Raw genomic sequence first — 23,545 nt, forward strand, 5'->3', positions numbered from 1 at the left:
GATGCCGCAGCCCGACCTAGAGGGGAAGAGATTTTCTGACGTTACGTCAGATCCATGGGTTCGCTGTTGCGTTTCCCTTGCGATGTCGCATTCTCGGTCGAGGTGGCTTTGTGTGGCGGTTCCGGCGGGGGTTCCGGGCGGCTTAGGAGGCGTACTCCCGGCGGATGGCCGCCACCCGCCGGTACAGTTCCACCGCCTCCGCGCCGCGGCCCAGTTGTTCCAGGCAGTGGGCCTCGTCGTTGCGGCTGGTCAGAGTGTCGGGATGGTTGGCGCCGAGTACCCGCTCGCGCCCCTCGGCGACCGTGCGGTAGGCGCCCAGGGCTTCGTCCCAGCAGCCGAGCCAGCCGAGCGCTACCGCGACCTCACGTCCGCTCACCAGGGTGTCCGGGTGGTCGGCGCCCAGCACCCGGGCGCGAATCTCGCACACGTGGCGCGCCTCGGCAAGCGCCTCCCTCCAGCGGCCGAGCCTGCCGAGGTTGACGCCGAGGCCGTGCCGGGCCCGAAGCGTCTCGGCGTGCTCGGCCCCCTGGGTACGGGCGCGCACGGCGGCCAGTTCCCGGTAGAGCTTGAGTGCCTCCTCGCTGCGCCCGAGTCGGCCGAGGCAGATGCCGACCTCGTAGCGGGCGGCCAGGGTGTCCGGGTGGTCGGGCCCGAGGCTGGCGGTGCGGGCCGCGGCCACGTCGCGGTACTCGGCGAGCGCGTCCTCCCAGCGGCCCAACTGCCCCAGGGCGTAGGCGACTTCGAAGCGGGTCACCAGGGTGTCCGGATGGCTGGCGCCCAGCACCCGGGAACGGGCCGCGGCCACCTCGCGGGCGGTCTCGTAGGACTCCTGGAGCCGCCCGAGGCGACCGAGGTTGAAGGCGAGGTTGTGGCGGCAGCGCAGGGTGTCGGGGTGCTCGGGTCCCATCGTGCGCTCCCGTGCGGCGAGAACGTCCGTGTAGACCCGGTGGGCGTCCTCGTGGCGGCCGAGCCTGCCGAGGGCGAAGGCGGTCTCCTGACGTGCGGCGAGCGTCTGCGGGTGGTCGGCGCCGAGCACCCTCGTGCGGGCCGCGACCACCTGCTCGTACTCGTTCAGCGCCTGCTGCGCCTGGCCGAGGCGGCTGAGGGCGAAGCCCAGTTCGTAGCGGCTGGCCAGGGTCTCGGGGTGCTCGGGGCCGAGTGCCTCCTCACGGGCCAGGGTGACGGCGCGGTGCACCTCCACCGCCTCGGCCCAGCGGCCGAGCCTGCCCAGGCTCAAAGCCGCGTTGTGCCGGCTGGCCAGGACGGCGAGCAGTTCGGGGTCGAGCGTGTGCCGCGGTCGGGCGGCCCAGGCGGCGTTGAACCAGGCGCCGGTGATCGAGGCGGCCTCGGCGTCCGGGCGCGACGGGCGTCGCCCGACGGCCTCGGCGCCGATGGTCATCCCACGGGCCCAGTAAGGCAGTTCGCCGTCGCGTTCCGCGGTGGCCTGGATGGCGGCCAGTCGTTTGCCGATCACCGAGGCGTCCTGCGGACGGTCGTCCGGCTCCTTGGCGAGCAGATCGAGGATCAGCCGCTCCAGCGGCTCGGACAGCTCGGGACGGCGCTGGCGCGGTGGTTCCGGTGCGGCGTCCCGGTGCCTTACCAGCACCGCCCAGGCGTCGTCCAGGTCGAACGGCGGGGCGCCGGTGGCCAGTTCGTAGAGCACGCAGCCGAAGGAGTACAGGTCACTGCGGTGGTCGATCTCACCCCCGGCGATCTGCTCGGGCGACATGTAGTGCGGGGTGCCCATTGCCACGCCGGTGCCGGTCAGCCGGGAGGTGAAGCCGATGTCATGGCCGAGCCGCGCGATTCCGAAGTCGCAGATCTTCACCGTGCCCTCGGGGACGCGGATGATGTTGGCCGGTTTCAGGTCCCGGTGCACCACTCCCTGGGCATGGGTGTACGCCAGCGCCGCGGAGACCTGCTCCGCGATGTCCATCAGATCGGGCACCGGCAGCGGGATGCGCTGCCCGTCGTCCAGTAGTTGCAGCAGGTTGCGGCCGTCCAGCAACTCCATGACCAGGTACAGGACCCCGTCGTCCTCGCCGAAGTCGTGCACGACGGTGATGCCGCGGTGCTGTAGCGAGGCGGCCACCCGTGCCTCGCGCCGGAACCGCATCTCCATGGCGCGTGTGTGCGCCGGATCGCTGGACGTGTTCCTGGGCTTGAGGCATTTGACCGCGACCTTGCGGCCCAGTGCCTCGTCCTGGGCGCGCCAGACCTCGCCCATGCCGCCGCGGCCGATCAGCTCGATCAGCCGGTATCGCTCCCGGATCAGCCTGTTCTCCCCCATCGCAAGCCGCCGCCCCCCGTTGTTTCGCGTCAGTCACCCGGCGGTTTCCAGTATGGCCGCGCCGTGCAGGGTACGGCACGGCGCATCACGGCCGCGTTCGCGCTGGCGCACGCAACCGTTACGGGGACGGACGCGGACCGGGGTCTAGGCGCCGGGCCGCCCCCGGGTGGGGGCGGTCACCGGCGGACCCTCGGCATGCCCAGGCCGATCCACGAGATGATCTCCCGCTGGATCTCGTTGTTCCCACCGCCGAAGGTGAAGATCACCGCACTGCGGTATCCCCGCTCCAACTCGCCGTGCAGCAGCGCCCCCGCCGAGCCCTCCTTCAGCGGACCGGCCGCCGCGGCCACCTCCATCAGCCAGGCGTAGGCGTCGCGGCGCGCCTCGGAGCCGTAGACCTTGACCGCGGAGGCGTCCTGCGGGGTGAGTGTGCCGCGCTGCAGGGCGTCCACCATCTGCCAGTTGAGCAGCTTCATCGCGTCGAGCCTGGCGTGGGTGCGGGCCAGCCGGGCGCTGACCCAGGCCAGGTCGATGACCCGGCGGCCGTCGCCGAGCTTGGTCTGCGCGGCCCAGCGCCGTACGTCGTGCAGCGCGCGGATGGCCATCGTGCCGTGCGCGGCGAGGGTGACGCGTTCGTGGTTGAGCTGGGTGGTGATCAGCCGCCAGCCCTTGTTCTCCTCGCCGACCCGGTTGGTGACGGGTACCCGGATGTTCTCGTAGTAGCTGGCGGTGGTGTCGTGTCCGGCGAGGGTGTTGATGACGGTGCAGGAGTAGCCGGGGTCGTCGGTGGGGACGAGCAGGATGCTGATGCCCTGGTGCGGTGGGGCGTCCGGGGCGGTACGGACGGCGAGCCACACCCAGTCGGCGGTGTCGCCGTTGGTGGTCCAGATCTTCTGGCCGTTGACCAGGTATGCGTCGCCGTCGCGGACCGCGCGTGTCTTCAGCGCGGCCAGGTCGGTCCCCGCGTCGGGTTCGCTGTAGCCGATGGCGAAGTCGATCTCGCCCGCGAGGATCCTGGGCAGGAAGTACGCCTTCTGCTCGTCGGTGCCGAACTGCATGATCGTCGGCCCGACGGTGTTGAGCGCCATCAGCGGCAGTGGCACGCCGGCCTGCGCGGCCTCGTCGAAGAAGATGAACTGCGCCATGGGGGTCAGGCCCCGCCCGCCGTACTCCGAGGGCCAGCCGACGCCGAGCCAGCCGTCCGAGCCGAGGCGGCGGATGGTGTCGCGGTAGAACGCCTTCTGACCCGCCTGATCGCGGTGCCGGGCGTAGGCGTTGTCGGGCACCAAGGTGGCGAAGTAGGCGCGCAGTTCGTCGCGCAGGCTCTGCTGCTCGGGGGTGTAGTCCAGGTGCACGGCTCCTCCTGAGGTCTCCGTCCCGGCGGTCCCGCAGTGTCGGCGCACACAGTAGAACGCGTTGCAGAAACCTGGAAGGGTCGTGAGCCGGTCACTCAGGGTTTACGGGCTACCGCCGCATAGCAGGACACTTCGGCATCGGTGAACCGGCCGGCTCGCAGCGGGTCGTCGGGGCGCCATCGGTGGGACACCGTGATGCCCGGCTCCATCAGTTCCCAGCCGTCGAAGAACCGGGCGAACTCCGCCCGATCGCGCGGCCGCACGACGGTACCCGCGGCCCGGTAGATGGCGGTGACCTTGGCCAGCGCCTCCGGTGCGAAGTCGGCCGTGGCGTGCGAGACGGCCAGTGTACTGCCGGGCGGCAGCGCCCGCTTGAAGCACTCCACGATCGCGTGCGCGCCGCCGCCCTGCTCGTCGTCGACGAAGTGCAGCAGGGCGTTGAGGCTGAGGGCCACCGGCCGCGCCAGGTCGAGGGTGCGCCGGAGTTGTGGCGCCGACAGCACCGCCGACGGGTCGGTGACATCGGCCTGGACATAGGCCGTTCGACCCTCGGGACGGCTGCACAGCAGGGCGGCGGCGTGGGCGAGGACGATGGGGTCGTTGTCGGTGTAGACCACCCGCGCCTCGGGCGCGATGCCCTGGGCGACCTCGTGCAGGTTGGGCGGGGTGGGGATGCCGGTGCCGATGTCCAGCCACTGGCGCATACCGCCACTCGCCAGGGCGCGGGTGGCGCGGTGCATGAACTCGCGGTTGACCCGCGCCGCGAGTTGAGCCGCGGGGAAGACGCCGAGGACCTGCCCGGCGGCTTCCCGGTCGGCGGCGAAGTTCGTCCTGCCCCCCAGGAAGTAGTCGTAGATACGGGCCGAATGCGCCCGGTCCAGCCGCAAGTCCACGCCGGACGAGCCGTGTTCGTACTCGCTCATGACCGTGCCGCTCCTCCCGTGCGAACCGTTGCGAAGCAGGAGTTGGAGTAGTCATACCATTACGCTGCGGAAGATTTTTTCGGGGCCGCGTTACACACCAGGGTCGTTTGTCCGATTGGCTGACAGGCGAGGGCACAACGCCTTCGCCCCGACGCCGCCGTCCGTCATCGACGGGCGCGGTGGTGATTCCCGCAGAGGACCGCGTGAAGACCAACCCCCCGCACTCATCCGAGCCCGACAGTCCGTCCGGCCCTCCGCTGCGGCAGCCCGTGCGCCGCCTGGCCTTGACCTTCGAGGCCTTCCACGACACCCACCACCTGCTGTGGCTGCGCTACGCCCATCTGCACACCGGAAGTCGTGCCGCCGCCCTGCTGATAGAGGGATCCATATCGCGCCAACTCGCCGCCTGCTGGCCGCATGTGCTGCGCCAGGAGTCGGTGCCGTTCTACGCCTGGACCGTACTGAAGGAGCACGTGGCCGACTGGCTCAGCGCGCACAACCGCCCGGTGGCGCTCACCGAGACCGCCGCCTTCGACGCCGTGTCCCGGGCACTGCGTGAGGCACAGGAGCAGTTCGCGGTCCTGGAGAGCAGGATCGGCCTGTACTCGGCCATCTCGGAGTTACCCGAGCGGCAGTGCGATGTGATCGTGCTGCGTTTCGCACTGGGCTACGACGACGCGTTCATCGCCGCACTGCTGGGTGTCGAGGAGAGCACCGTCCGGTCGCACGCGAGCATCGCGAGGAGGAAACTGGCCGCACAGCTGGGGATTCCGTGGCGGGAGTGAGGGGGACGCGCAGATGCACCATAGCCGCGGCTGCGACGGCATCGAGACCCTGCTCGGCGGGGCCGAGGTGCTGGCGCACGAGTACGAGGACTACGACCCGGTCGCCGCCCGGGAGGCCGTGGCCCGCAGCCTGAGCGCCCCCGTCGGACCAGGACCGGTGGCCACCGGCGCCGCCGCGGGACCCGCGCCGTATCCCACCGCGCACGAACAGGCCCGCCATGAACTCGACCTGGCCTGCGCGCTGGTGCTCAACGCGGCCGAGGCCGCGGCCAGCCTGGACCGGCTGGTCGACGACGACCGGATCGACCCCGAGGGCGCCCTGGTGTTCGGCGTTCTGCTGCATCTGACCGGGCGCGGTGAAGCGGCCGAGTTCTGGTGGCGGTTCGCGGCCGGCGGCGGCAGCCGTACGGCGGCCTACTGCCTCTTCCTCGACCACCGCCGCCGCGGCGAGTTCCGCGACGCCGACCACTGGCGCGGACAGGCCACCCGGCCGCCAGCCGCCCCGCACACGTACGGCGCCCCCGCCCGCGCGAACGGGCCGCTGCTGCTGTCGGAGACGGCGCGGCGCGAACTGCTGGTGCAGTGGCACCGCGGGGTCACCCCGCAACTGCCCGCGGCCCTGGAGCGGGTCATCGACCGGCTCCATGTCGACTGCGGGGAGGGCGACTTCGGACCCATCCCCCGACCGTCCGCCGCGCTGAGCGGCCGCATCGCCCGCGCCTCGCCCTGACGTTCAGGAATCCGCGACCGGCACGGCCGTGCGGCCCAGCCGTCCGGCGAGCCGGTTGCCCAGAACAACGATCAGCAGCATGAAGAACACGAAGGCCGCCGTGACGACCAACGTCCAGGTCGTCACATGCAGGTAGCCGCCCGGCCGGCGCGGGTCGAGGAAGTCGTACGGGTACCAATGGACGAACGGGCCGCGCAGCAGTGAGTAGGCCAGAAAGGCCAACGGGAAGGTGAGCCACGGCAGTCCCCGCACCCAGCGGATGGGCCGGGCGGGCGGCCCCGCCAGCCAGTCGGCCATCGCCGCGACCGGCATCACCGCGTGCACGACGTAGTTGGCCCAGACGATCACGTCCTGACCGCTCTGACCGGCCAGCAACGTCCAGTACACGAGTCCCGTCACGCCCAGGTACAGGGCCGCGGCGCCTCGCCATCCGTCGCTGATCGGCTTCCGGCCGCTCAACAGCGCGACGCCGCCGACCAACAGCACCGCGACGCCGAAGAGGTTGGACAGGTTGGTGAAGTAGGAGAACCAGTTGCCCGCACCCTCGTCGGTGTGCAGTGCCTGGTCGAAGGTCACGCCGAGGGCGCTCGCGGCGAGCACCGCGACCGCGACCCTGGCTGATCCGACGCTCTTCGTCATGGCCGACATGAGCGCACGCTACTACAAACAGTAGTACGAGAAGAGGGAGCAAACATTCCCGCCCGGAGCAGTTGGCGGTCCAGGCGGACAGCCCGGCCGATTGGCCCATCCATACACACGGCAATCGGCCCGGTCCGCAGGGGTGGTTCCGGTCTAGCCTGAGCCGAGTCCGTCCAGGACGGGCCCCGGAACCGAACTGTGAAAAGGAAATCCGCTCCATGCGTGTCTTCGTCGCGGGCGCCACCGGCGCCGTCGGCCGCCTTCTCGTCCCACTGCTCCTGGCGGCCGGGCACGAGGTCACCGGGACCTCCCGCTCCCGGGCCGGGGTCGACCGGATACGGGCCCAGGGCGCGGCGGCCGTCCAGGTCAACGCGCTGGACGCGGACGGACTGCGGCGGGCGGTGGCCGAGGCGGCCCCGGAGGCGGTGGTGCACCAGCTGACCGACCTCGCGGACGCGAACGGGGCCGCCAACAGCCGCCTGCGCCGTGAGGGGACGCGGAACCTGGTGGACGCGTGCGAGGCCGCGGGGGTGGGCCGGGTCGTCGCGCAGTCCATCTGCTGGGCGTACCCGCCGGGAGACGGCCCGGCCGACGAGTCGGTGCCGCTGGACGCTACGGCTTCGCAGCCGCGCGCCGCGATGGTGGCCGCGGTGCGGGCCCTGGAGGAGACTGCGTCGGAGGCAGCGGTCGCCGTGCTGCTGCGCTACGGCATCCTGTACGGCCCGGGCACCTGGTACGCGCCGGGGGGTGCCGTCGCCGCCGCGCTCGAAGGCGACCCGGCGGCACGCTTCCTGGGCAGCGTCGAGGCGGACGACGCGGTGAGTTCGTTCGTCCATGTCGCGGACGCGGCCCAGGCCGCGGTCGCCGCACTCGGGTGGCCGGGCGGCCCGGTGAACATCGTGGACGACGAGCCGGCACCGGCGCACGAGTGGCTGCCGGTGCTGGCGAAGGCGCTCGGCGTGCCCGTGCCGAAGCCCTCTGCCGGTCGCCAGGGTTGGCAGCGGGGGGCGGTCAACTCCCTGGCCAGGGCGCGCGGTTGGCGCCCAGGTCATCCCAGCTGGCGTACCGGCTTCACCGCACGCTGGTGAAGCACATATCGAGCAGCGCATGGATGGTCCCGAGCAGCGCGCCCGGTGCGCCCGCGCCGAAACCGATCACCATGGCCTGGCCGACGGCGACGTCGGTGGGGTCGATCCCGCCGTGCCATACCAGTCTGGCGTCGTTGCCTGGGAGGTCACGCAGCGGCGAGTAGGCCGCGAGGGTGCCGAGTACGTCGGCGATGGGTACGCCGTCCCGCAGCAGCAGGGAAGTACGCAGCCCGGTCGGCGTCAGTGCGTAGCCGCGGTTGCCCACGGTGGCGTGCCGGGTGCGTGACTTCCGGCGCAGCCGCCAGCGCCCCGGGCTGGACAGCGGTGCCCGCTGCCCGTTGACGGTCATGGCTGCGTGCTCCCGGTCGGGGACGGCGACCCTGACCGTCGGCATACCCGCGCCCTGTACCTGTACGACGATGGCGGGCCAGGGGTCATGACGGATGTGCACCGGCCCGAAGGGGCCGTCCGTTGTGCGTGCTTCCATAGGTATCGGGGGGCGCTTGCTACGGACGGACACGGTCGGCTCCTGGGACGTCGAATGCGCGGCCCAGTCTGGCATGCCGCCCACGCCGGGCGGATTCCGGTTCAGACGTTCCGGAAGGCCGGGACGGACCGGCGGGTCGGCGAGGTCACCGGCGCGTGCAGCCATGGCGGCACTTCCGAGAGCCCGGACGTTCGGGGGCGGTGGGGCGGCCTGGGCTGGACGGCTTCGGTGGGCGGCTGCCAGGCCGCCAGTGCCGTGCGATCGGTCCTGCCCGACGGGTCGATCGGCAGTTCCGGAAGCCGCACGAACCGCCTCGGCAGCATGTGCGCGGGGAGTTCGGCGCGGGCGTGGGCGGACAGCCGCCTGCCGAGGTCCACCTGGGCGGAGCTCCTGACCGTGTAGAAGGCCGTCGTCATCGGCTCACCGGTACCGCTGAGGGTCCTGACGACCACGAGTTCCCGTACTCCCGGGGCCCGGCGGAGCACGGACTCCACCTCCCCCAGTCCGAAGCGGGGGCCGTTGGTCCGCACCTCGTCCGCGACGCGTCCGGCGTAGCACAGGCTGCCGTCGGATCGCATCCGGGCGAGGTCCCCGGTGCGGTGGTAGCGCTGGGCCGGGCGGCCGCCCAGTGGCGACAACGTGCAGCGCTCCGCGGTGAGTTGCGGCCGGTGGGGATAGCCGACGGCCAGCCCGTCCCCGGCCACATGGATCTCGCCGATCTCTCCGGGACCTATCGGCTCACCGTCCTCGTCGAGCACGGCTAACTGCCAACCGTCAAGGGGCGTGCCGATGTCGGGGAGCGACTGCGATCCGGCGGCGCCCGCGGCACCGTCCAACTCCTCGTCGGTCAACGGGCGGTGGGTGGCGAAGACGGTCGCCTCGGTGAGGCCGTAGGTGTGGACGAACCGGCTGGCGGTTCCGAAAGCGCGCCGCCAGGTCCGGATGTCCCGCATGTCGATCGACTCGCCGCCGAAGATCACGTACCGTGGCGCGGGTGCCTCACCGACCCTGACCGCCGCGGCGCGTACCAGGTGCCGGAAGACCGAGGGCACCACGCTGAAGACGGTCACGCGCTCGCGGATCAGCAGGTCGAGGGTGGCGCGCGGTGAGGCCGCCACCTCCCGGGGCACCAGCACGAGGGTGCCGCCGCTCAGCAGGGCGCCCCAGATCTCCCAGACAGAGAGGTCGAACGCATAGGAGTGGAACGCCGTCCAGACATCGTCCCCGGTGAGCTGGTACTGCTCGCCGCAGGCGCGCACCAGTGCCAGCACGTTGCGGTGCGGCACCAGCACGCCCTTGGGCTGGCCGGTGGAGCCCGAGGTGTAGAGAAGGTAGGCGGGTGCGTCGGGGTCCACCGCCGGTTCCGGCGGCTGTCGCGTCGCCGCGGCCAACGGAACACCGAGGCGCAAGGCGGGCACATCGGCCGGTTCGGCAGCCGTGTCCCGGTCGGTCAGTACCAGTGACACCGCGGCGTCCCGGGCCATGAACCGGAGTCGGTCGGCGGGGTACGCCGGGTCCAACGGCACGTAGGCGTGGCCGCACTTGAGGACGGCCAGCATCGCGACGACGGTCTGCACACCGCGGTCCAGCCGCAGCCCGATCCGCGCTCCGGGCCGGGGGCAGTGCTGGTGCAACCGCGCGGCGAGCGCGTCGGCGCGCCGCCGGGTCTCGGCGTACGTGAGGGATTCCCGTGCATCGCGCAGCGCCGTCCTGTCGGGGGTCCGGGCGGCCTGCTCGTCGAACAGGCCGTGGATGGTGCCGTGTTCGGTGCGGAGGGAGAAGCTCATGGCTGGTGGCCTTCACGGAATCTAGGCGGCTGCTGGTAAAGCGGCCGGTGCGGAGGTGAAGCCGTTGCCATGACTGTGCCTGGTGCACCCTGCGGACAGCTTGTCGTCCCGCTTGTCGTCCCGCTTGTCGTCCTCTTGCGCGGTGACCGCTAACGGCGGCCAGTATGCCCGGCTTGCATCGCATATAGGCCCCCTTCAGGTTTGCGCCTTGCAGGATCATGACGCTTACCGACGGATGCTTCGGGATTGCCCGCCGGGCAGGATGAGGCCAGGCAGGAAGAAGGACTGCTGCACGGCGCGGGGCGGGCGACGACCTGGCGCACCGGCCCGTACCTGGAGACCACCGCGGTACGCGCCGCGATGCGACTGGCGGACAAGGAGCGGCTGTTGGGCTTCCTGTACGTCGGGCGCCCGGACCCCGAAGGGCGACGCGGGCCGCGACCGCCGTACGACCCCGCCGACCACCTCAGCGTGCTTCCCTACGCGGTGTTCGGCATCCCCTCGGGCGTGCTGCTGGACCGCATGGATCTGCGGCGCACGATGGCACGCATCGACTACTTCCGGTGCGCCGTCATGCTGGCCTTCGCCCTGCTGGTCGCCTCCACCGCGGGACCGGTGCGTTCGCTGGACTGGACGGCGCGGATCGAGGCGCTGCCCACCCTGGTCGCCCTCGCGCACGGCCTGCGGCCGGGGCAGTTGCTGGAGACCACGACGGATCTGGTCGGCTCCCCGGGGTACGTCTATCCGGCCGCTGAGGATCCGCGGGACGCCGAGCGGGACTACCGGGCGCTGCGCGCGATGGAAGCGGACGGGCTCTACACCCGCTGACCGGCCGTGCGGAGCACACCGTGGCGGTTCCCGCGCGGCGTCACACCAACTCGGCCACTGGTAGCGTGAGTTGGTGATCACCTGCATGCTCGCGCGGGCGTTCGTCAACGCCGACGGCGCACACGGCAACCCCGCCCTGGTCGTGGTCGAACCGGCCGGCACATCCGTCACCGGTGAGGAGCGCCAAGCCCTCGCCACCCGGCTGGGCATCCCGGCCACGGTGTTCGTCCGTGATCCGGAACAGGGTCTGGTCAGCATCCACAGTTCGTACGGGCAGCCGATCCGGTTCGGCGGGCACCCGCTGCTGGCCACCGTCGAGGTGCTGCACCGGCTCGGCACACCGGTCCGGGAGCTGGTGCCGCAGGCCGGTGCCGTCGCCTGCCGCCGCGATGACGACGGCACGGTGTGGCTGACGGCTCCCGCGGCGTGGTCCAAGCCGTGGCGACACTACGAGATGTCCAGCCCCGAGGAGATCGACGCGTTGACCGGGCTTCCCGACGGGGAGGACTTCACCCAGGTCTGGTCGTGGCTGGATCGGGAGGCCGGCCATGTGCGGGCCAGGCTGTGGGCGCCGCGGATCGGCAAGGGGGAGGACGAGGCGTGCGGCAGCGCGTCCATGCTGCTGACGCTGAAGCTGGACCGCGCCTTGCGGGTGGTCCACGGCAGGCACCGGGCGGTCATCATGACCCGGCCCGTCGACGGCGTCCGGGTCGAACTCGGCGGACGCTGCGTCGTCGACCAGCCCGGCGCCGAGATCCTGGCCGCGGTCGCCGAGCTCTACGACCGGCCCCGGCAACCGTGACGTAGAGCCGCATCGGCGTCAACCCGCCCTCATCGTGCGGCGGTTACCAGGTCCGGTGTCAGATCGTCCAGGGTCGCGGCGCCGACCAGGGCCATCGCGACTTCGGTCTCCCTGCGGAGCCCGCGGATGACGTCCCGTACTCCCCCCGCGCCGTCGACGGCCAGCCCCCAGATGTACGGGCGTCCGACGGCCACCGCGTCGGCGCCGAGGGCGAGCGCCTTGACCACGTCCGTTCCCCGGCGGACACCGCCGTCGATGATGACGGGCACCCGACCCGCCACCCGTTCGGCGATGGCGGGAAGGGCGGAGAGGGTCGAGGCGGCGGTGTCGAGGTTTCGGCCGCCGTGGTTGGAGATCCACACCCCGATACCGGCCTCGGCCGCCCGCTTCGCGTCCTCGGCCCGTAGGATGCCCTTGGCCAGCACCGGCAGTCCGGACACCTCGCCCAGCGCTGCCAGGTCGCTCCAGTCCACGGCGGGGTCGATGCGTGGATCGTGGATCGCGCCGTGCGCCGAAGTGCCCGGAGCGTGGGGGAGGTTGGCCGGACTGCCGTGCGAGGGCAGCGCGAAGCCGTTGCGCAGGTCCCGCTCCCGCAGTCCGGTGACCGGTGTGTCGACCGTGACGGCCAACGCCCGCGCGCTCGCCGCACGCGCCCTGCGCACCAGCTCCGCGGTGAGCCCGCGGTCCCGCTGCACATAGAGCTGGAACCACCAGGGGCCGCCCGCCGCAGCACCGATCTCCTCGACCGTCTGCGAGGAGAAGGTGCTCACTGTCATCAACGCACCGGCCTCGGCCGCACCGCGGGCGGTGGCGGCTTCGCCATCGGGGTGGAACAGGCGGTGCGAGGCAGCCGGGGCCAGCAGGATCGGCGAGTCCAGGGCGGTGTCGAACACCGAGCAGCCGGTGTCCACACTTGCGTGGCCCGTCAACACACGGGGCAGCAGCGCCAGTTGCCGGTAGGTCTGCTGGTTCCACCGGACGGTGTGCTCGTCCGCCGCGCCGCCCTCCAGGTAGTCGAAGACCTCCGCCGGCAGGATCTCGCGTGCCGCCTCGCGGTAGTCGGCGAGGTTGACCAGCGCCGCACCGCTCGGGCCGTCCCCGGACGGCCGCGGGGTGCGTTCGACGGTGGTGTCACTCACACCGTCTCCTGGTCCACGGCGCGCAGCCGGACCTGGAACTCAAGCCGCGCGACGGCTTCGCGGGCGGCGGCCACCGCCTCGTCGGCCGTGTCCCCAAGGGCTCGCGCATAGGCGATGCGGGAGTCGGAGGACTCCAGCGGGCCGCAGTCGCCGCCGGGGCGGACCAGCAGCTCGACCTCGGTCACCCCCGCGGTACGCCTGGCCTCGTCGAGGCCGTCCACGTCCACCAGTTCGCCCGCGGCGGGCGATGCCGCGAACCAGATCGCGGAGCTGCGGGCCGGGCGCCGGTCGGCGAGCGTCGCCTTGATCCCGGGGAGCACCCGATCCCCCACGGTCTGCCGCACCACGCACTCGGCGATGTCCACGCCGGTGGCGTCGAGCGCCAGGGCCGGAATCTCGTCGCCGCCCATCCGGACATGGGTCTCGATCACCCGCGGGCCCGCCTCCCCGAGCACGATCTCGGTGTGGGTCGCACCGGTTTCCACACCGAGCGCGTCGAGCAACTGCTCCACGTAGGCCTGGACTTCCTTCTGCTGACCGGCCGTGAGCTCGGCGGGAGCCACATGGCCGAGTTCGACGAAGTTCACCGGATCGGAGAACTTCCGGGTGATCGCCACGACGCAGTGCTCGCCCTGCTCGGAGAACGCCTCCACGCTGAACTGCGGCCCCTCGTGGAACTGCTCGACCAGCACACCTGCGTCCGGCAGTCCTTCGAACCCGGCGTCCGCCCGCTCGAAGGCCGCGGTCAGCGCGCGTTCCTCGCGGACGACGGCGACTCCGGCGCTGCCCGCGCCGCGCACCGGCTTCACCACACACGGCAGTCCGTGTTCGGCCGCGAAGGCGCGCAGTTCGGCCACGTCGCTCACCAGGGCGGAAGCGGTGGCGTCCACCCCGGACTCCCGCAGCCTGGCCCGCATGGCCTGCTTGTCGTGCACCAGTGCCACCGTGCGGGGGGTGTGGGTGGGGATGCCCAGTGCCGCGCCGATCGCGGCGCAGCGGTCCTGGTCGCGCTCGCCGAAGGTGGCGATCCTGGTGAACGGATGACGGGCGTGGACGACGGAGGCCAGCGCGATCCACTCGTCGTCGGGTGCGTCATGGCGCACCGCGATCACCCGGGTGTGCTCGGTCAACTCCCGTAGTCTGGCGACGTACTCCAGCCGGCAGATCACCGAGGTCTCGGTGCCCGGCAGGGCCCGGCGCACCCGGGTCGGCAGGTCGCGCCCGCTGCCTACGACGAGAACATGCTCACTCATGGGGTCACCTCGGTGGTCGGGGAAACGGAGGGTAGGGACCGGGCACGGTCAGCCGTGTCCCCGGCCCGCTCGGCCAGGCTGCGGCGGGCCGCGGTACGGGAGACCAGCGCGGCGCAGCCGAAGGCTCCGGCCAGCACCGGCCAGGCGACCAGTCCGGTGGGGAGCAGCACGACGACCAGCAAGGTGGGTCCGACCACCTTCTGACCGGTCAGGGAGAGGCTGAAGGCGCCCAGGTAGCGGGCGCGGGCGGCGGCGGGCGCCAACTCGGAGGACAGTTCCCAGGCCGCCACGGAGTGCAGGTTCTCGGCGACGGAGAGCACCACCACCGCCATCAGCACCGCGGCCACGGCAAGCCCGGTCGGCGCCGCCTGGCCCAGGGCGAAGAACCCGCAGCAGGCCATCATCAGCACACCGGCCAGCACCAGCAGCCGGATCGCGGAGGCCGTGGTCTCGGCGAACCGCGCGACATAGACCTGGAGCACCACCGTCAGCACGGTGTTGACGGCCATCAGCACCGGCACCCACGCGGAGGGCACCGAGGTGTGCTGGATCACCCACACCGGCAGCAGCACGATCAGCACGGTGTCGTAGAGCGACAGCACGCCGCTGCCGATCGTGAAGAGCATGAACCACCGGTCACGGAACGGCGATCGGGTCACGGCGACCGGCTCCGCGCCGTCGGAGCCGGTGGACCGGCGCCGCACGGTGGTCCCGGTCCTGGCCAGCGCCAGCCGCACGGTGCCCGCGACCACCAGGAAGGAGACCCCGTTGACGAGGAAGAGCGCGGTGAACGCACCCGGGCGGCTCGTCGCGAAGACCGCCCCCGCCAGCAGGAAGCCGACGGTCAGACCGACGTTGCGCACGGCCCGGATGGAGGCCATCGTCCGGGTCCGGTCGCTGCCGCCGATGGCGGCCGTCACCACGGCCTGCTGGATCGGTGTGCTGGACCGGTCCAAGGCGGTGAGCAGCACGGTCAGTACGAGGAAGTCGGGGTACCCGGTGACGAACGCGTACGCGCTGTAGCCCAGGCCGCGCAGCAGCAGGAGGGCCAGGTAGAACCCGCCCGTACCCCACCGGTCGGCCAGCCGGCCCAGCGGTACCGGGGCGATCAGCGCCAGCGCCCCGGCGAGCGTGGTCGCGAACGCGACCTTGGTCGCGGGGATTGCGACCACGCCCACGAAGTACAGGGTGGACGACGCGAAGAACATGCCGGTGCCCAGCGAGTCGACGCAGGCGCCCAGGGCCAGCATCCGGCCCGCCGAGCCGTCCGGCAGCAGCAGCCCGCCGAGCCGCCGCAACCACCGGGTCACGGCGAGCCCTTGTCACCGGCGGCCGGTGCCAGTGCGCGCACCAACTCCGTGGAACGCCGGATGTGGGTGGGCGTCGCGGCCTCCGGTGCCGGACCGCGCAGATGGTTCCAGGCGTACCGGCGGGCGGCGTTGACCAGCAGCTCGGCGGTGGCGGCCCGGGTGCCGTCCGCACTCTCCGGCGGGACGGCCTCGGCGTCGCGGGTCCGTTCGGCGGCCTGTGCGACCAGTGCGGCCCCGGTGAGCAGTCGGCCGACGCGGTCCACCAGGACCCAACCGGCGGCCGCCACGACGCCCGGCTCGGCGCCCACCCACTCGTGGCGGGTGGTGGACAAGGTGAGCAGTGCCTGGTCCACCATGCGCCAGGCGGCCAGCAACCGGCCCTCGGGGATGGGGCCGAGCAGGTCCCTGGCTCTGAGGGTGGCCGCGTCGAAGTGCTCGGCCAAGGTGAGCAGCAGCAGCGCATGAGCGGCCAGCCGGTGGGGCGTTGCCGGATCGGTGCCGCCGCCTTCGGCCGCCGACGCGGCGTCCTCGGCGAGGGTGTAGCTGACGCACCGCCGGGCGGCCACGTCGGCCTGGCCGTGCGAGGCGGTGGGCAGCGCGCGCCAGGCGCGGGCGGCCAGCAGGTCGACCGCGCGGTCGGCGGCTTCCTCCCGGCGGGAGACCGCCCAGGGGCTGGTGTCCTCCCGCAGTTCCAGCGCCGCGGCGGTCAGCCTGGCCACCGCGGCCTCCAGGGCCGCGAGGCTGCCGGGGGCTCCTTCCGCGCGGGCGTCGGCGGGTCGGATCCCGATCTCGGAGGTGATGCCTGAGCTCACACGTACTCCAGCCAGTGGCGGTAGGTGGGGTTGCGTCCGTGGACCACGTCGGTGAAGGCCTCGCGCAGCTGCTTGGTGATCGGTCCGCAGCCGCCTGCCGTCACCGCGCGGTCGTCCACCGAAGCGACCGGTACCAGCTCGGTGGCGGTGCCGGTCAGGAACGCCTCGTCCGCCACGTAGAGTTCGCCGCGGGTCAGGCTGCGCTCCTCGACCGCCAGACCCTGGTCCCGGGCGAGGGTGATGATGGACTGCCGGGTGATGCCGGGCAGGATGTTGTCGCTGACCGGCGGGGTGACCAGCACTCCGTCGCGGATCGCGAAGATGTTGGCGGCGGAGGCCTCGGCCACGTGCCCGGTCGGGGTGAGCATCAGTGCGTCGTCGTAGCCCGCGCGGATGGCGGCGACCTTGGCGAGCGCCGAGTTGACGTAGGCGCCGGTGGCTTTGGCAAGCGGCGGGACCGAGTGGATGCCGTTGCGCTGCCAGCTGCTGACAGCCAGCCGGCAGCCCTCCCGTTCCGCCTTCTCCCCCAGGTACGACCCCCAGGGCCAGGCGGCGATGGCCACCCGGGCGCTGTCCAACTGGGGGGCGACGCCCATCGTGCCGTATCCGAGGTAGACGATCGGGCGCAGATAGGCGGAGTCCAGACCGACGCGGCGCAGCAACTCCACCGAGGCGTCGATGAGTTGGTCCACGGTCCAGCCGGGGTCCATCAGGTAGACCCGGGCCGAGTCGTGCAGCCGCTCCAGGTGTTCCCGCAGCCGGAACACCGCGGGGCCGTCGGCCGTCGGATAAGCGCGGATGCCCTCGTAGACACCCCACCCGTAGTGCAGGCTCGGGGTCAGCACATGGACCTGTGCCTGGTCCCAGGGAACGAACTCGCCGTCCATCCAGATGGTGCCGGTGGGTTCCAGTTTCATCGGTCAGCTCCCGGTGAGGGGGTACGGGACGGGACAGCGGTGGCGGGTGCGCCGACCCGCTCCAACCGGCGCTCGATGCTCTGCGACTGCAGGGACAGCACCTCGCGGTAGGTGTCGGCGTCCGGGCCGTGGAAGGCGAACCAGCCCCAGCGCGGCTGGAGTTCGCAGCCCCGGGCGAACTTGGCCTCGTAGGCGGCCATTCCGTAGTGGATGCGGCGGATGCCGCCCTCCACCGCCCAGCGGATGGCCTCGTGGTAGGTGAGTGCCAGATAGCACCCCTGGGCCTCCGGAGCGAATCCCGCGGTACGGGCGAAGAGCGCCTCGCCGGTGCGCAGGCACAGCACGAAGCCCAGCAGTCGTCCGTCCCGTTCGGCGCCCAGCACCACACAGCTCTCGCCGAGCTCCTCCCGGATGCCGTCGAAGTCCCGGCGCACCCGGTGATCGCCCCCGGGCAGGCCGTACTTGGCCCGGTGGGCGACCTGGAGGGCCACCACCTCGTCGTCGATCGCCTCCGGTCCTGACCGGACGACGGTGCGGAAGCCGGACTGTTCGTAGTCCCGCAGTTCTTTGCGCAGACGGGTGCGACGGCGGCTGCTGAGCCCGGCCAGGTACGCCTCCCAGCTGGACTCGGCCAGGTGGTACACGCCCTCGGCGCCCAGCAGGGCGGCGGCGTATCCGGCACCGGCGGCGGTCCGGTCGACCTCCGCCGCCGCGGGCTCGCCGACGTACAGCAACGCGCTGCTGCGGCAGTCCAGTTCGGCGGCGGCGTCGGTGAGCAGGCCGGGCAGCGCGGCCATGACGGCGAGGCGCTGGGCGGGGGTGCGGTGCGGGGGGTGGGCCACACCGTGGTGCGTGCCGAACGTGGCGAGCGTCAGCGAGGGGTAGTGGTCCGCGCGGTCCGCGGGCAGTGCGCCGGTGAGCTTGCTCCAGCGTTCCTGGTCCGCCGGTTCGAGCAGTTCTGGTTCGGCCATCGCACCGGCGGTGCCGGCCAGCCGCGGCGGATCGTAGAACAGCAGGCCACCGGCCTTACGGGTGAGCAGCAACGGGGCGAGGGCGACGACCCGGTCGTTCTCGTGGATCTCCAGGTACCGCACCTCGTGCAGGTCGGTCCGTTCGGTGAACCGGCACCAGCGGGCGTCCTCCCAGATGACGTCGGGGCCGGCGAGGCCGGAGAAGTCCTCCGCGGTCGGCCGGGCGGTGGGGGGAAGGACTTGCGCGGTGTAGCCGGTGGCGTGCGTGCCGGCGTCGCTCATCGGACACCTCCGGCGACTGCCTCCAACTCCCAGCCGAAGCCGGCCGACACCGCGGCGGTGGTGTCCCGCAGCTTCGCCCGCAACGCCGCGCCGTCCTGGTCGGTGACGACCCAACTGGCCAGGAAGTCGGCCGACTTGCGCTGTTCGTAGCGCTGCCCGCTCCAGTCGTCCCCGACATGGGTGTTGAGGGTGAAGTCGTGTGCGCCGACCGGTGCCTCTGGCAGCCGCACCACCCGGCCACGCTGCGGTGGGATACCGCAGAAGGCCGCGTGCGGCGCGGCTTCGGCCCGCTCCCGTACGGAGCGCAGCGCGACCGGCAACCCGCACTCCACCCGGGCCCACATCTGGCGCGGATCGATCCCCAGGACGTGCTGGAGCATCGTCGGTATGGGACCACCGCCGATTCGGGCGGCCACCTCGCACAGCACGATCTCGCCGCTCGCGGTGACGAAGAACTCGGCGTGCGCGCACACCGTCGGCGGGGACGGCAGCGCCTCGATCAGCCGCCAGGTCTCCGCCACCAGCCGGGCGCCCAGCGGATCGGTCAACGCCAGGGTGGTGGAGCCGAAGGGGGTGTCGGTCCAGTGCGCCAGACAGCCGTCGCTGGTGTACCGGGAGGGCACCGCCACCACGGGAACACCGGCGACCCGGAAGGCGTCCACATGGTGCAGCGCGCCGTCCACGAACTCCTCGACCTCGTAGGGAACGGCCGTGACGGCGTCCGCGAGCCCGGTCGCCTGGGAGGGATGGTCGAGCAGGTGCACTCCCGTGGAGCCGGAGCCCCCGCGCGGTTTGGCCACCACCCGTCCGGGATGCCCGGCCATGAAGACGACGATGTCCGCGACCTCGCCAACCGGCGCGAAGTCGGGCACGGACAGCCCCGCGCCGCGTGCGTACCGCTTCATCAGCACCTTGTCGCGGAAGGCCGCGGCGGCCGCGGTGTCCAGGCCGTCGAGCCCCAACTCGCCGCGCAGTACGGCGGCTCGTTCGACGTCGACCTCGGCGAGCGCCAGGACCGAGGTGGGGTGGTGGCGGCGGGCGAGATCCCTGGCGGCCGCCAACACCGCTTCGTCATCGGTGTAGTCGGCCACGGTCACCGTTTCGGCGAAGCCGTCGCCGATGTCCGTGCCGTCCGCCGTGACCGCCAGCAGCCGACCGGCCTGCTCGGCCAGCCATGCGCTGAAGGGCAGTCCCGCGTTCCGCGGGCTGATCAGTATCAGGATCACGTTCGTGCCTCCCTGGCCGTAGGACCGTCGATGCCCGTGCGGCGGGCCAGTTCGGCCAGCACGTCGGCGGTGCGGGCGTCCAGCGGAACACCATGGGCGCGCCGTTCGCGTTCATGGGCCCGCTGCGGGTCGCCGGGGGCGAGGACGGCCTGGTCCCCGGCGGGCGTGGCCGAGCGGACGGTGCCCAGCAGGTCGGCCAGGCCCGCGCCGAACCGCTCCTGTCCGCAGAACGCGCCGGGGTCCAGGGCCATCACGAGATGCCCCACCTGGCGGCCGCGCCCTGCCGTACCTTCGCCCACCTGGGAGAGCTGCCAGTCCGGCGGCGACCCGGTCAGCACCGCGCCGAGCAGGGTGACCGCCATGGCGAGTCCCTGTCCCTTGTATCCGCCGAGTGGTGAGAGGGCGTACGCCTGGTCCGGTTCCTCGGTCGGCAGGCCGTCGGCGTCGGTCGTCCAGCCGCGGTCCAGTCGGCGGCCCTCGGCCCGGCGCTGCTTGATCTCGCCGAAGCAGACCTGGCTGGTGGCCATGTCCAGGGCGAACTCCTGGTCCCCGCCGCCCGCCGCCACGCTGATCGGGTTGGTGCCGAACAGCGGCTCGACCCCGTTGAACGGCGCGACCCGGGAGGCCGCCGAGGTGAGCGCGATCCCGACCAGCCCCTGCCGGGCCAGTTGACGGGTGTAGACGGACGCGGCACCGAAGTGGTTGGAGTCGCGTACGCTCACGGCGGCCACGCCGAACCGGCCGGCGCGCTCGGCGGCCAGTCGGGCCGCGGCCAGTCCGGCGAGCACACCGAGCGAGCCGTCGGCGTCCAGCAGCAGCCCTGCCCCGCGGTCCCGGGCGATGGTGACCCGCGCCGCCGCGTTGGCGACGCCGGTGGCGAGTTCGTCCAGGTACTGCGGGAGCAACCGCAGACCGTGGGTGTCGATGCCGCGCAGTGAGGTGTCCACCAGCGCGTCGGCCACCTGGCGGGCCTCCGCGTCGTCGACCCCCGCCTCGGCGAGCGCCACACGGGCGAGTCGGCGCGCCGACTCCTCCGCGATCACGGGCAGTTCGCCGGGCTGCGCCCGGTGCTGAACCGGAGGGGCTTGTGTTCCACTGGTCATCGCGGGCTCCAGTACATGAACCGATGCGGTCCGATCGCCGGCATGTCGAACTCCTCGCCCAGGACCTGGAAACCGTGTCGTCGATAGAAATCAGCCGCGGAGCTACGGGCGTTGCACCAGACGGCACCCGCGCCGGCCAGCGCGGCATGGGTGAGCGCGGTCCGCAGCAGTGCGGCACCCGCGCCGGTGCCGCGTGCCGTCTCCAGGGTGGCCATGCCGCGCAGCCGCCAGCCGTGGCCCGGCAGCAGCCCCGGAACACTACGGTCCACGGGTGGATCCTCGGGGTAGAGCGAGGCGGCGCCGACCGGGCTGCCCGCGGCCAGTGCGGCGAAGTGCCGGACGCCGGGGTTGTCGTCCTCGGGGTAGGCGCAGGACGCGGCGGGTTGTCCGGGGCGCAGTACCTGGTGGCGGATCGGTCGGACGTCGTCGACCGGCACCGCCCGCACCCGCCAGCCGTGGGCCTCGGGATCGGGAAGATAGCCGGAGCCCGGCCGGTCGGGCAGTTGGACCCGGCCGACGCTGTCGAGGGTCAGCCCCTGGCCGGAGTCCACCGCGAGCAGGTCGACCACGTCGACGTCGAGGTGGTCGGCCAGGCCGCCGAGGTGCGCGGTGGCCGAGACACCCGCCGCGGACTCGAACATGCAGCCCAGCATGGTGAGCAGACCGCGCTCCCTGGCGCTGTGCAGCATCGCCAGGGCGGGGGTGATGCCGCCCGCCTTCATCGGTTTGACGTTGATGCCGTGGAACGCCTCGGTGCAGGGGTCCAAGTCGGCGGGCGAGGTGATGGACTCGTCGGCGAGCACCGGCAGCGGACTGAGCCGCTTGAGCGTCCGCGCGTCCGCCCAGGCCTCCCGGGGGAAGGGCTGCTCGACCAGTCGCACACCGAGTTGCCGCATGTGCTCCAGCGCGGGCAGTGTCCTGGACAGCTCCCAGCCGCAGTTGCCGTCGACGTAGAACGGTGCGTCCGTGTGCTCGCGCAGTTCCTTGAGGATGGTCAGGTCCGCCGGGTCGGCGAGCTTGACCTTGTAGGCGTGCCAGCCCGGTCGCTCGTCCAGCTTGCGGGCCATCGCGTCGGGCTCGTCCAGCCCGATGCTGTAGCTGGAGCGCAGGCCGTGCGGCCGGTCCAGGCCGAGCGACCGCCACAGCGGCACGCCGAGCAGCCGGGCCCGCAGGTCGTGCACCGCGGTGTCGAGTGCGGCGAGCACGAAGGGGGATTCGGGAAGTTCGGCGACGAGGGTCCACCACACCGCCGAGGGGTCGTCCGGGCTGAGTCGGCCCAGCAGCGGGGCGATCCGGCGCAGGTCCGCGTGCATGCGGTCCAGGTCGGAGTTGTAGCGGTGGGTCATGAACGCCGACGCTTCGCCGAAGCCGCTGGTGCCGTCCTGCTCCAGCTCCACCACCACGGCGGGCTGCACCGGTATCGCCTCTCGGGCGGAGCGCCACACATGCCGCTGGGTGAGGCTGAGCTCGTGGACGGTGGCCCTCATCGGGCGCCCGCCGACACCAACTCGGCTTCGCGGGAGAGGTGTTGGCCGGGGAACCAGGAGCCGAGGGCCGGGCGCAGGTCGTCGAACCATTCGGCGGTGGGATCGTAGGCGGCGAAGAACTGCCGTCCGACCAGTTCCGGGTCGCGGGCCTGGAGCAGCCGCAGCGCGAAGACGCGCTCCCCGGCGATCGTGCTGACGCCGTCGATCAGCACCTTGCCGGGAGCCGCGGACATCACCGGACCACGGGCGGTGCGGGCGAGCCCGGACACCCCGCGGATGGCGTCGGTGTAGATCTGGAGCGCCTTGCCGAGCGGCACGCCGAAGTAACTGCGGGCACCGGTGTCGCGCTCGACGAACATGTAGTACGGCAACACCCCCAGCTCGACCATGAGTTGCCACATCCGCGACCACACCGCGGCCTCGTCGTTCACATGCGCGACCAGCGGTGCCTGCGCGCGGATGACGGCTCCGGTGGCCCGGATACGGGCGATGGCCTCGCGCACGACCGGTGTCTCCAGCTCCCGGGGATGGGAGAAGTGCGCCATCACCGCGACATGGCGGCCCGCGGCGACACACCGCTCGAACAGGCGCAGCAGGTCGTCGGCGTCCGCGTCGGTGGTGAACCTGGCCGGCCAGTAGGAGAGGGCCTTGGTGCCGAACCGGAGTGTGCGGACTGTCTCCATGGCGGGGTCCAGCAGCGGTTCGATCCAGCGGCCCAGCACCTGGGTCTTCATGATCATCGGGTCGCCGCCGGTGAACAGGACGTCGGATGCCTCGGGGTGGTGGGCCAGGTAGGCCGTGAGCTGTGCGGGGTCGCGCAGCGCCTGGCGCAGTTCGGCGATGCCGACGAACTGCGCCCAGCGGAAGCAGTATCCGCAGTAGGAGTGGCAGGTCTGTCCCTGCGAGGGGAAGACCAGCACCGTCTCGGCGTACTTGTGCTGGAGTCCGTCGAGGCGGTGGCCGTCCAGCGTGGGGACGTTGGCCTCCAACTGGTCGCCCGGGTGCGGGTTGAGCAGTGCCTGGGCGTCGGCCGCGGCCTTGCGCAGCACCTCGCGCGGGGCATCGGTGTCGTGCAGGGCCGCGATGCCGTCGAAGACCTCCGGCGGCAGCATGTCGCGGTGCGGGAAGGTGAGCCGGAAGATCGCGTCGTCAGGGGCTGCCGACCAGTCGATGAGCTGGTCCGCGACGTACTCGTTCACCTTGAAGGGCAGTACGCAGGACACGACCCTGAGGTCACGCAGGTACTCGTCGGGCATCCCGCGGTCGCGGGCAAGGGCGGCCAGGCGTTCGTGGGAGAAGGTCTTCATCCGAAGTCGCCTCAGATCGTTGAT

General features: G+C 72.1%; 21 protein-coding genes. 5 read left to right on the forward strand and 16 right to left on the reverse strand.

What is annotated here, in order from left to right; all coding sequences use genetic code 11:
- Nucleotides 1-142: 142 nt before the first annotated feature.
- The 3 genes from P2L57_RS11225 to P2L57_RS11235 form a co-directional block, all read right to left on the reverse strand.
- On the reverse strand, nucleotides 143-2,290 hold the full coding sequence (locus P2L57_RS11225; protein WP_275812131.1) for a serine/threonine-protein kinase: 2,148 nt from the start codon (nucleotides 2,288-2,290) through the stop codon (nucleotides 143-145).
- 176 nt (nucleotides 2,291-2,466) lie between these two features.
- Nucleotides 2,467-3,645, reverse strand: coding sequence for an acyl-CoA dehydrogenase family protein (locus P2L57_RS11230; RefSeq protein WP_275812134.1), 1,179 nt, complete (start codon nucleotides 3,643-3,645; stop codon nucleotides 2,467-2,469).
- A gap of 95 nt (nucleotides 3,646-3,740) precedes the next feature.
- Complete coding sequence (locus P2L57_RS11235) at nucleotides 3,741-4,568, reverse strand: SAM-dependent methyltransferase (protein WP_275812137.1); 828 nt, start codon at nucleotides 4,566-4,568, stop codon at nucleotides 3,741-3,743.
- A gap of 203 nt (nucleotides 4,569-4,771) precedes the next feature.
- Between P2L57_RS11235 and P2L57_RS11240 the strand changes: the two genes are divergently transcribed.
- The gene (locus P2L57_RS11240; protein ID WP_275812140.1) at nucleotides 4,772-5,353 is read left to right on the forward strand and encodes an RNA polymerase sigma factor; all 582 of its coding nucleotides are present in this window, start codon (nucleotides 4,772-4,774) and stop codon (nucleotides 5,351-5,353) included.
- A 13-nt stretch (nucleotides 5,354-5,366) separates the two neighbouring features.
- Nucleotides 5,367-6,083, forward strand: coding sequence for a hypothetical protein (locus P2L57_RS11245; protein WP_275812143.1), 717 nt, complete (start codon nucleotides 5,367-5,369; stop codon nucleotides 6,081-6,083).
- A gap of 3 nt (nucleotides 6,084-6,086) precedes the next feature.
- Here P2L57_RS11245 and P2L57_RS11250 read toward each other — a convergent pair whose 3' ends face one another.
- Nucleotides 6,087-6,731 carry a Pr6Pr family membrane protein gene (locus P2L57_RS11250; RefSeq protein WP_275812146.1) on the reverse strand — a complete coding sequence of 215 codons (645 nt, stop codon included), beginning with the start codon at nucleotides 6,729-6,731 and terminating at the stop codon, nucleotides 6,087-6,089.
- Nucleotides 6,732-6,940: 209 nt separating this feature from the next.
- Here P2L57_RS11250 and P2L57_RS11255 point away from each other — a divergent pair, with 209 nt between their 5' ends.
- Nucleotides 6,941-7,810 (forward strand): NAD-dependent epimerase/dehydratase family protein, encoded by an 870-nt coding sequence (locus P2L57_RS11255; RefSeq protein WP_275812148.1) that lies wholly within the window; start codon nucleotides 6,941-6,943, stop codon nucleotides 7,808-7,810.
- On the opposite strand, the gene P2L57_RS11260 is transcribed toward P2L57_RS11255, so the two are convergent.
- Together P2L57_RS11260 and P2L57_RS11265 are read right to left on the reverse strand one after the other, a co-directional pair.
- Nucleotides 7,794-8,330, reverse strand: coding sequence for a hypothetical protein (locus P2L57_RS11260; RefSeq protein ID WP_275812151.1), 537 nt, complete (start codon nucleotides 8,328-8,330; stop codon nucleotides 7,794-7,796). The two genes, P2L57_RS11255 and P2L57_RS11260, sit on opposite strands and share 17 nt — an antisense overlap.
- 68 nt (nucleotides 8,331-8,398) lie before the next feature.
- The gene (locus P2L57_RS11265) at nucleotides 8,399-10,084 is read right to left on the reverse strand and encodes an amino acid adenylation domain-containing protein (RefSeq protein WP_275812154.1); all 1,686 of its coding nucleotides are present in this window, start codon (nucleotides 10,082-10,084) and stop codon (nucleotides 8,399-8,401) included.
- Between the two features lie 246 nt (nucleotides 10,085-10,330).
- Here P2L57_RS11265 and P2L57_RS11270 point away from each other — a divergent pair, with 246 nt between their 5' ends.
- Together P2L57_RS11270 and P2L57_RS11275 are read left to right on the forward strand one after the other, a co-directional pair.
- The gene (locus tag P2L57_RS11270; protein ID WP_275812157.1) at nucleotides 10,331-10,912 is read left to right on the forward strand and encodes a nitroreductase family protein; all 582 of its coding nucleotides are present in this window, start codon (nucleotides 10,331-10,333) and stop codon (nucleotides 10,910-10,912) included.
- A 73-nt stretch (nucleotides 10,913-10,985) separates the two neighbouring features.
- Nucleotides 10,986-11,714: a PhzF family phenazine biosynthesis protein gene (locus P2L57_RS11275; protein ID WP_275812159.1), complete on the forward strand. Its 729-nt coding sequence runs from the start codon at nucleotides 10,986-10,988 to the stop codon at nucleotides 11,712-11,714.
- A gap of 29 nt (nucleotides 11,715-11,743) precedes the next feature.
- Here the strand turns inward: P2L57_RS11275 and P2L57_RS11280 are convergent, their stop codons facing one another.
- The 10 genes from P2L57_RS11280 to P2L57_RS11325 are packed head-to-tail and all read right to left on the reverse strand — an operon-like array spanning nucleotide 11,744 to nucleotide 23,521.
- A complete protein-coding gene (locus P2L57_RS11280; protein WP_275812162.1) occupies nucleotides 11,744-12,853 on the reverse strand; it encodes an alpha-hydroxy acid oxidase in 1,110 nt (369 codons plus the stop codon).
- A complete protein-coding gene (locus P2L57_RS11285; RefSeq protein ID WP_275812165.1) occupies nucleotides 12,850-14,106 on the reverse strand; it encodes an ATP-grasp domain-containing protein in 1,257 nt (418 codons plus the stop codon). Before P2L57_RS11285 ends, P2L57_RS11280 begins: the two co-directional genes overlap by 4 nt.
- A complete protein-coding gene (locus P2L57_RS11290; RefSeq protein ID WP_275812168.1) occupies nucleotides 14,103-15,416 on the reverse strand; it encodes an MFS transporter in 1,314 nt (437 codons plus the stop codon). The genes P2L57_RS11285 and P2L57_RS11290 overlap by 4 nt, the downstream gene beginning before the upstream one ends.
- Nucleotides 15,413-16,228, reverse strand: coding sequence for a hypothetical protein (locus tag P2L57_RS11295; protein ID WP_275812171.1), 816 nt, complete (start codon nucleotides 16,226-16,228; stop codon nucleotides 15,413-15,415). Before P2L57_RS11295 ends, P2L57_RS11290 begins: the two co-directional genes overlap by 4 nt.
- Nucleotides 16,225-17,145, reverse strand: coding sequence for a branched-chain amino acid transaminase (locus P2L57_RS11300; RefSeq protein ID WP_275812174.1), 921 nt, complete (start codon nucleotides 17,143-17,145; stop codon nucleotides 16,225-16,227). The genes P2L57_RS11295 and P2L57_RS11300 overlap by 4 nt, the downstream gene beginning before the upstream one ends.
- On the reverse strand, nucleotides 17,142-18,398 hold the full coding sequence (locus P2L57_RS11305; RefSeq protein ID WP_275812177.1) for a GNAT family N-acetyltransferase: 1,257 nt from the start codon (nucleotides 18,396-18,398) through the stop codon (nucleotides 17,142-17,144). The genes P2L57_RS11300 and P2L57_RS11305 overlap by 4 nt, the downstream gene beginning before the upstream one ends.
- Nucleotides 18,395-19,624: an ATP-grasp domain-containing protein gene (locus P2L57_RS11310; protein ID WP_275812180.1), complete on the reverse strand. Its 1,230-nt coding sequence runs from the start codon at nucleotides 19,622-19,624 to the stop codon at nucleotides 18,395-18,397. The genes P2L57_RS11305 and P2L57_RS11310 overlap by 4 nt, the downstream gene beginning before the upstream one ends.
- Complete coding sequence (locus tag P2L57_RS11315; protein ID WP_275812183.1) at nucleotides 19,621-20,727, reverse strand: Ldh family oxidoreductase; 1,107 nt, start codon at nucleotides 20,725-20,727, stop codon at nucleotides 19,621-19,623. The genes P2L57_RS11310 and P2L57_RS11315 overlap by 4 nt, the downstream gene beginning before the upstream one ends.
- Nucleotides 20,724-22,214 (reverse strand): GNAT family N-acetyltransferase, encoded by a 1,491-nt coding sequence (locus P2L57_RS11320; protein ID WP_275812185.1) that lies wholly within the window; start codon nucleotides 22,212-22,214, stop codon nucleotides 20,724-20,726. The genes P2L57_RS11315 and P2L57_RS11320 overlap by 4 nt, the downstream gene beginning before the upstream one ends.
- On the reverse strand, nucleotides 22,211-23,521 hold the full coding sequence (locus P2L57_RS11325) for a KamA family radical SAM protein (RefSeq protein ID WP_275812188.1): 1,311 nt from the start codon (nucleotides 23,519-23,521) through the stop codon (nucleotides 22,211-22,213). The genes P2L57_RS11320 and P2L57_RS11325 overlap by 4 nt, the downstream gene beginning before the upstream one ends.
- Nucleotides 23,522-23,545 lie beyond the last annotated feature (24 nt).

It is taken from the genome of Streptantibioticus ferralitis (assembly GCF_029223525.1).
GTDB classification, from domain to species: domain Bacteria; phylum Actinomycetota; class Actinomycetes; order Streptomycetales; family Streptomycetaceae; genus Streptantibioticus_A; species Streptantibioticus_A ferralitis.

Excerpts from the sequence above, each read along its gene's own strand:
- P2L57_RS11225 (WP_275812131.1), bottom strand. The coding sequence starts at position 2,290 with ATGGGGGAGAACAGGCTGATCCGGGAGCGATACCGGCTGATCGAGCTG.
- P2L57_RS11235 (WP_275812137.1), bottom strand. The coding sequence starts at position 4,568 with ATGAGCGAGTACGAACACGGCTCGTCCGGCGTGGACTTGCGGCTGGAC.
- P2L57_RS11245 (WP_275812143.1), top strand. The coding sequence starts at position 5,367 with ATGCACCATAGCCGCGGCTGCGACGGCATCGAGACCCTGCTCGGCGGG.
- P2L57_RS11250 (WP_275812146.1), bottom strand. The coding sequence starts at position 6,731 with ATGTCGGCCATGACGAAGAGCGTCGGATCAGCCAGGGTCGCGGTCGCG.
- P2L57_RS11255 (WP_275812148.1), top strand. The coding sequence starts at position 6,941 with ATGCGTGTCTTCGTCGCGGGCGCCACCGGCGCCGTCGGCCGCCTTCTC.
- P2L57_RS11265 (WP_275812154.1), bottom strand. The coding sequence starts at position 10,084 with ATGAGCTTCTCCCTCCGCACCGAACACGGCACCATCCACGGCCTGTTC.
- P2L57_RS11285 (WP_275812165.1), bottom strand. The coding sequence starts at position 14,106 with ATGAGTGAGCATGTTCTCGTCGTAGGCAGCGGGCGCGACCTGCCGACC.
- P2L57_RS11300 (WP_275812174.1), bottom strand. The coding sequence starts at position 17,145 with ATGAAACTGGAACCCACCGGCACCATCTGGATGGACGGCGAGTTCGTT.
- P2L57_RS11305 (WP_275812177.1), bottom strand. The coding sequence starts at position 18,398 with ATGAGCGACGCCGGCACGCACGCCACCGGCTACACCGCGCAAGTCCTT.
- P2L57_RS11315 (WP_275812183.1), bottom strand. The coding sequence starts at position 20,727 with ATGACCAGTGGAACACAAGCCCCTCCGGTTCAGCACCGGGCGCAGCCC.
- P2L57_RS11320 (WP_275812185.1), bottom strand. The coding sequence starts at position 22,214 with ATGAGGGCCACCGTCCACGAGCTCAGCCTCACCCAGCGGCATGTGTGG.
- P2L57_RS11325 (WP_275812188.1), bottom strand. The coding sequence starts at position 23,521 with ATGAAGACCTTCTCCCACGAACGCCTGGCCGCCCTTGCCCGCGACCGC.